The 2,490-nt window shown below is 40.8% G+C and carries 1 protein-coding gene; it reads right to left on the bottom strand.

From position 1 onward, the window contains the following. Positions 1 to 202 precede the first annotated feature (202 nt). Positions 203 to 2,490 (bottom strand): hypothetical protein (locus tag AAAY30_RS11365; protein ID WP_499222365.1); only part of this gene is annotated, 2,288 nt, incomplete at its 5' end.

Here is a 2,490-nt window from a genome sequence, read left to right as displayed (position 1 = left end):
CCGATATCGGAAGATTTTTATGGGCGCTGCCCAAACCCGCAATTTTTGAAAAAATTGAGTAAACTTTTATAATTGCTTAATAAAGCAATTTGCTAAAACACAATTTGCAACAACTTTTAAACCCACTCAACATAAGCTACATACAAAAATCCCCTCGGCATAAGCCGAGAGGATTTTTTTCATTATAGCATTTTTTATTTTCTTATGCTGCCCAAGCACCTATGTATGTCTTTGACTCAAACTTTGCGTCAGAGCAACCGTTGATTACAAATGTAAGTCCGTCATAATCTACAACTGAATGTGAAAGCTGATCGTATTTTCCGCTTGTTGTTGCTTTCATTGCCGAATATGCTAACTTTCCTGCATTTGTTCTCATATTTGAATTTGCTGAATTTACAAAGCCTACCATTATGCTCTCGTCTATTGCCGAAATCTGGTCTGCTGTGAGTGTTACCTCATATACTGCCCAATTACCTGATGTTACTGTCTTTAAGCCTGTAACCTCAACTGCCTTTGTGCTTGCTGTCTTCTTCATGGCAATTGTCTGTGCTCCTGTAATTGTTGGTGCATTGTTGTAATAAAGGTTTACTCCCTTCCAGCTTGACGGTGCTGCAAATCTTATTGTTGCTGTCGCTGTTGATGTGTAACCTGCTTTTGTGCTCCAATATCCTGTGTATGTTGATCTCTCGTATGACTTATCATAAGCGTCTGTTATTATGAATGTCTTGCCTACAAACTCTTTGATTGATGTCTTACCTGTTGTAAACTTGCCGTTTGTTGTAGTTGAGTTAAGGATTGTTTTGCCTTTTCTTGCACCTGTTCTTACTTCTCTTCCCTCTGCAACAAATCCTGCGAGCTTACTGCTGTCTATTGCCTTTATCTGCTCTTCTGTGAGTTTTACTGTATATACGCTCCACTCACCTGCTTTAAGAGTTGTATTTGTTGTGTTTGGTTCTGCCTTAGTAACAAGTGTTGTCTTTGTCATTGGTATGCGTACTGCATCTTTGATTGTTGCGGCTGTTGTGTTGTAGTACAACTCTGCTCCTGTCCATGTTGACTGTGCTGTTGTTCCTCTCGGTGCCGCAAATGAAATCTCGTAGCCTACGCTGCCGCTGTTATTTGCCCAATATCCTGTGTATGTTGAGTTTTCGTATGATGGGTTATAGCAATTTGTAATAACGAATGTCTTACCGTCAAATGCTGCTATTGACTGTGCCTGTGTTGAGTAAGTTCCGTTATCTGTTGCCTTAAGAATTGTGTATGTTGTTGACATACCTGTTCTTACAATAGAGTCTGCCTTTGCAAAACCTACTGATTTTGCTGCGTCAACTGCCTTTACCTGATCCTCTGTAAGTGTGAGTGAATAAACATCAAGGTTGCCGCTTGTAATTGTCTTAAGTGAAGAATCTGTAGTTGCAGCAATTACCTTATCTGTCTTTGTCATAGAAAGTCTTGTTGCGTCTGCAATCTTTGTTGTCTTGCTGTAGTAGAAATCAGCGCCTGTCCATGCATCTTTTCCAGATACTGTTCTCGGTACTGCAAAGTAAACTGTTGTTGTGCTGCCTGTTGTTGCCTTAGCAGCCTTTACGCTTGTATTAATTGTAAAGTTTTCAAAACCAGGAGTTGAAGTAACATCTGTCTGAGCTACTCCGCCTCTTACAACAGGCTTGAACTTAAGGTTGTAGTTGCTGTCAAGGTAACCTACGCTAAGTGTTTTAAGGTTGAAGTCAACTGTTGTGTCGCCTGTGCCGATTACATTGAAGTAAACTCTTGCAAGAGCCTTGCCGTTGCTGAAATCAGCAAGATTCTGAATTTCACTGAAGTTAGATTTGATTGTGCCCTTAGCGTCCATAATGTTAGTAACCTCGTTAGTAACATATGGCATAAGCTTAGCTGAACGCTCCTTATCAACAGCGAGCTTTGTGTTATCGTAAGTAAGTGTCCATTCGGCATTTACAAGATTCATTGATGAATCTACAATGTACTCAAGACAAACTGTATCGCCCTTCTTAAATGTTACATTTGCATTTGAGAAGTAGTTAGATTTACTTGAGATATTAAGGTTTGTGCCCTGTGTAGGTGACTGTGTTGTCGGAGCTACTGTAGTCGGCTGTGTAGGTCTTACTGTAGTCGGCTGTGTAGGTCTTGCTGTTGTCGGCTGTGTAGCCTGAGAAGCTGTTGTAGGAACAATAAGGCTTGTGATGTCACCGCTTGACATATTGTATGCACCTACAGCTGATGAAACGCTGTTTCTCTCTGCCTTGAATGTAAGCTTTGATGAAGCGTTAAGTGTAGCTGTTGTAACTGTAAATACACCTGTTACATCGTCAGCCTGTGTTGTGTATGCTGTGCCGTTTACTGTTACTGTTACCTTTGAAGCAGGAGCAGCAACACCGCTTACTGTATTCTTGCCCTTAACTGCATAGCCGAGTGCAGGAACATTAAGCTGTAACTTAGCCTTTGCATTCTGTAATGTTGTTATCATTGCAG

It is taken from the genome of Ruminococcoides bili, assembly GCF_040093295.1.
Classification (GTDB): Bacteria; Bacillota; Clostridia; order Oscillospirales; family Acutalibacteraceae; genus Ruminococcoides; species Ruminococcoides intestinale_A.
Note: the sequence above shows the minus strand (reverse complement) of the source record. Positions and strands in the feature narration are given on the sequence as shown.